Genomic DNA, 4,216 nt, shown 5'->3' with positions numbered 1-4,216 from the left:
GGCATGCCCTCGTTACCGAGCCAGTGCTGCACCAGGAAGGTGGTGTGGAAGCCGATGAAGGTCAGCCAGAAGTGCCAGCGGCCGAGCTGCTCGTCGAGCATGCGTCCGGTCATCTTCGGGAACCAGAAGTAGATGCCGGCATAGGTCGCGAACACGATGGTGCCGAAGAGCACGTAGTGGAAGTGGGCGACCACGAAGTACGAGTCGTGCAGGTGGAAGTCCAGCGGCGGGCTCGCGAGGATGACACCGGTCAGACCACCGAAGAGGAAGGTCACGATGAAGCCGACCGAGAACAGCATCGGCGATTCGAAGGTGATCTGGCCCTTCCACATCGTGCCGATCCAGTTGAAGAACTTCACACCGGTCGGCACGGCGATCAGGAAGGTCATGAACGAGAAGTACGGCAGCAGCACCGCGCCGGTGGCGTACATGTGGTGCGCCCACACGGCGATGGACAGCGCCGCGATGGCCATCGTGGCGTAGACCAGACCGGTGTAACCGAAGATCGGCTTGCGGGAGAAGACGGGGAAGATCTCCGAGACGATGCCGAAGAACGGCAGCGCGATGACGTACACCTCGGGGTGACCGAAGAACCAGAACAGGTGCTGCCACAGGAGCACACCACCGGTGGCCGGGTCGTAGATGTGGCCACCGAGGTGACGGTCGACGAACAGGCCCATGAAGGCGGCGGTCAGCAGCGGGAACACGAGCAGGATCAGCAGGCTCGTGATCAGGATGTTCCAGGTGAAGATCGGCATCCGGAACATGGTCATGCCCGGTGCGCGCATGCACACCACGGTGGTGATGAAGTTGACGCCACCGAGGATGGTGCCCAGACCCATCACGCCGAGGCCGAGGATCCAGAAGTCGGCACCGACACCCGGGGAGTGGATCTCACTGGTGAGCGGCGTGTACGCCGTCCAGCCGAAGTCCGCGGCACCGCCGGGGGTGACGAAGCCGAGCATGACGATCGTCGCGCCGAACAGGTACAGCCAGTAGCTGAAGGCGTTCAGGCGAGGGAAGGCGACGTCGGGGGCGCCGATCTGCAGCGGCAGGATGTAGTTCGCGAAGGCGAACACGACCGGCGTCGCGTACATCAGCAGCATGATCGTGCCGTGCATGGTGAACAGCTGGTTGAACTGCTCGTTCGACAGGAACTGCAGGCCGGGGACCGCGAGCTCGGTGCGCATCAGCAGGGCCATCAGGCCGCCGATGAGGAAGAAGGCGAACGAGGTGACCATGTACATGATCCCCAACATCTTGGGATCTGTGGTCGTGATCATCTTGTAGATGAACGAACCCTTGGGTCCCTGCCGCGGCGGGTACGGCCTTGCTGCAGCTATCTCTGGGACTGGCTGGGGCGCTACGGCAGTCACTAATCCTCCTGAATGCGCGCTCGACCTCGGGCTGGAGGCGAACGGTCTCTGGCTTGCGCTCATCGAATCGTAGACCCTCCCCGAAACGGTCGCCCTCCGGGTCCTACTCACTGTCGTACTCGACTCGCGAGGCTACCTGGAGCGGAGCCGACAACCACAATCCGAGGCTGTGCTGCACCTCACATACAGGGGCGCGGCCAGGTGACCTCACCACGCGCGAACAGCCCGGGTTAGGGTGCACTTCCCCCCGCAATCACAGAAGGACGACCCGTGCCTGTTCTCTCCTCCCGACCCGCCCGGTTCGCGGCAGCACTGCTGACCGCCGGACTCCTCGTCGCCGGCTGCAGTTCGGCCAACCCCTCCGACGACGCGTCCACCGACACCGCGTCCGACTCGGCTGCCGGCTTCCCCCGGACCGTCGAACACTTCCGCGGTTCCACCACGATCGAGAGCGAGCCGACCCGCATCGTCGCGCTCGACACGAGCTACTCCGACGCCGTGCTCCTCCTCGAGGCACCTCTCGTCGGGTACGTCGACTACCGCACGGACGAGTTCCCCGACTATCTCGGCGACTCGCGGCAGTATGCGACCGACGCCGTGTCCGTCGGCAAGACCGCGGACGTGAGCCTCGAACAGGTGGCCGCGCTCGAACCCGACCTCATCCTCTCGGCGGAGGTGCGCGACGGAGAGAATTACGAGGAGCTGTCCGCCATCGCCCCGACCGTCTTCTCCCAGTCGACCGGACCGACGTGGAAGGACAACATCCGCCTCGTCGCGCAGGCCATCGGCAAGGAGGACCTCGCCGAGCAGAAGATCTCCGAGTACGAGGAGCGCGCCGCGGCCATCGGTGCGGACATCAACGAAAAGGCCGGCAACCCGACGATCTCGATCGTCCGCTTCGCCGGTGAACCGACGGCCCGGCTGTACCGCACCACCTCGTTCAGCGGCATCGTGCTCGAGGACGCCGGTCTCGCCCGCCCCGCCAGCCAGGGTCCCGATCCGTCGGATCCGTCGAGCATCATGAACGCCATCAGCCCCGAACTGATCACCGAGGCCGAAGCTGGCGTCATCTTCGTCACCACCTACGACCTCGGGGACGGCAAGGCGCAGGCGGCGGCCGAACCCTTCGTCACCAATCCGCTGTGGGAGAACCTGCAGGGACGGAAGGTCGAGGTCGACGACAGCGTGTGGATGATGCCGGTGAGCATCCAGGGTGCGCACCGTATCCTCGACGACCTCGCGGACACCTTCGGCGTCGATCGTCACACGACCGGATAGCCTGAGCCGTCCGATCCGAGCAGCGTCCTACAGGAGTTGGTCCGACGTGTTTTCCGTGCACCGGTCACGAGCAGTGCTCGTCGCAGCCGTCGCTGCGGTGACGACAGCCCTGGCCGGATGCTCCACACCTCCCGACGACGACGCATCGGAGATCGTGCGCACCACGACCCGCATCGCCGGTGCGTCGGTCGTGGGCATCGATCGGGACACGTCGACCGCGTGCGCACTCCCCTCCCCGCTCGATCCGGGACAGCCCACCACCGGCACCCGGCCGGTCCTGCACACCGCAGGCCGGTCGGATGTGCCCGCCGACCCGCAGCGGATCGTCGTCCTCGACCCCGCGGCGCTCGACGCGGTGTGCGCCCTGGGCCTGTGGGAACGCGTCGTGGGAGCGAGCGCCGAGGTCACCGGCCGGCCGGAATATCTCGGCTACGGGATCGGCGAACTCCCGCCCGTGGGCGCCGCGGGCAACCCGGACGTCGCGGCGATCGAGCGCGCGCAGCCGGATGTGATCCTCGGCTCCTCCACCGCCCCGGACGTCTACGCCTCCCTCAGCGGCATCGCGCCCACCGTGCTCGTCGGGTCCGATCCGGTCTTCTGGAGGGAACAGTTCGTGCGGGTCGGTGAGGCGCTCGGGCGCACGGAGGCCGCGCGTCGCGTGCTTGACGACTACGCGACGGCCGCGCGCGATCTGGGCCGCGAGCTCGTGTCGTCCCAGACACAGGCGTCGATCGTCCGGTTCACGGCCGACGGCCCCAGGGTGGAGGGCACCGCGTCGTTCGCGGGGCAGGTGCTCGGCGACGTCGGCGCTGCCCGGCCGCCGGCCCAGCGGTTCGCGGTGGTCGACGGACAGCCGTGGCAGGCGGTCGACACCGAGGACCCGGCCCCGGCGGACGGTGATGTGATCTTCGTCCGCTTCGCCGGTGAGGACGGACTCGAGGCCGGCAAGGACTACATGCAGACCGACGAGTGGCTCGACCTCGGGGCCGTGCGCGACAACCGTCTGTTCTCCGTGACCGACGACGTGTGGTCGACCCCCGGACCGGTCGCCGCGCGGGCGATCCTCACCGACCTGACGTACACCCTCAACGGATATTCGAACTGATCGCCGGCTCGACCGGCGGCAGCACGCCTGCCGGTATAGAAACGAGGGCGTGCCGATACCCGATTTCGTCGTCCGGCTCCGCTCACACGTAGGAACCGCTCCCCTGTGGCTGCCGGGGGTGAGCGCGATCGTCACGGACGGCGACGACCGCGTCCTGCTCACCCGCCGCGCCGACAACGGCATGTGGGCCGTGGTGTCCGGCATCCTCGAACCCGGTGAGGAGCCCGCCGTCGCCGCGGTTCGGGAGGTGCTCGAGGAAACGGGTGTCGCCGCCGAGATCGTGCGGCTGACGAGCGTCGACGTCACCGCACCGATCACCTACCCCAACGGCGACGTCGCGCAGTACCTCGACGTGTGCTTCCTGCTCCGCGCGACCGGCGGGGACGCACGCGTCGCCGACGACGAGAACCTCGAGGTGGCGTGGTTCGCGCCGGACGACCTTCCCGAGCCGCTCACC

At 67.4% G+C, this 4,216-nt stretch carries 3 protein-coding genes and 1 pseudogene (1 of these 4 only partly in view); 3 read left to right on the top strand and 1 reads right to left on the bottom strand.

The features are described 5' to 3' along the window. Positions 1-1,376 (bottom strand): cbb3-type cytochrome c oxidase subunit I (locus ACLBYD_RS06880; protein ID WP_447815858.1); only part of this gene is annotated, 1,376 nt, incomplete at its 3' end. Between the two features lie 270 nt (positions 1,377-1,646). Here ACLBYD_RS06880 and ACLBYD_RS06875 point away from each other — a divergent pair. The 3 genes and pseudogenes from ACLBYD_RS06875 to ACLBYD_RS06865 form a co-directional block, all read left to right on the top strand. Beyond that, positions 1,647-2,654 carry an ABC transporter substrate-binding protein gene (locus ACLBYD_RS06875; protein ID WP_447815857.1) on the top strand — a complete coding sequence of 336 codons (1,008 nt, stop codon included), beginning with the start codon at positions 1,647-1,649 and terminating at the stop codon, positions 2,652-2,654. A gap of 46 nt (positions 2,655-2,700) precedes the next feature. After that, the gene (locus ACLBYD_RS06870) at positions 2,701-3,759 is read left to right on the top strand and encodes an iron-siderophore ABC transporter substrate-binding protein (protein WP_060651416.1); all 1,059 of its coding nucleotides are present in this window, start codon (positions 2,701-2,703) and stop codon (positions 3,757-3,759) included. A 49-nt stretch (positions 3,760-3,808) separates the two neighbouring features. Continuing rightward, positions 3,809-4,216 (top strand): annotated as a pseudogene (locus ACLBYD_RS06865) (NUDIX hydrolase); it runs 47 nt beyond the window's last position.

This window comes from Rhodococcus sp. C26F (genome assembly GCF_053345925.1).
The sequence above is the reverse complement of the archived record's forward strand: the minus strand, read 5'-3'. Positions and strand labels throughout refer to the sequence as shown.